Source organism: Pseudoalteromonas sp. SR45-4, from assembly GCF_014163535.1.
Taxonomy (GTDB): Bacteria; Pseudomonadota; Gammaproteobacteria; order Enterobacterales; family Alteromonadaceae; genus Pseudoalteromonas; species Pseudoalteromonas nigrifaciens.
Window position 1 is genome coordinate 1 of sequence record NZ_JACJDO010000123.1, and the last position, 362, is coordinate 362.

Here is a 362-nt window from a genome sequence, read left to right on the forward strand (position 1 = left end):
AAGCGACTCAAAACGTTCTTTAACAATATAAAGCAATCATCTGTGTGGGCACTCGTACAGATTGAGTTCTAACAGCCAAGCTTAGTTCGCTAAGTAAGGCAAACAAATTAGAGTCTCAATTGAAACTGAGTGACCATATGTTATTAAAAGATTCAGCCTTGAGCTGTTTTGATTTTACTTTTTTTAAAAGTAAAAATAATAACGCACAGTCAATTCGTTTTTGGCAACAAAAACAAAAAATTCAGAATTCATTGAGCTGTCGAAAGACATAAAACTTTTTAATTGAAGAGTTTGATCATGGCTCAGATTGAACGCTGGCGGCAGGCCTAACACATGCAAGTCGAGCGGTAACAGAAAGTAGC

General features: G+C 36.2%; 1 rRNA gene. It reads left to right on the forward strand.

The features are described 5' to 3' along the window. Positions 1-279: 279 nt before the first annotated feature. Positions 280-362: ribosomal RNA gene (locus tag H5058_RS18265) — 16S ribosomal RNA — on the forward strand; the annotation flags it as partial.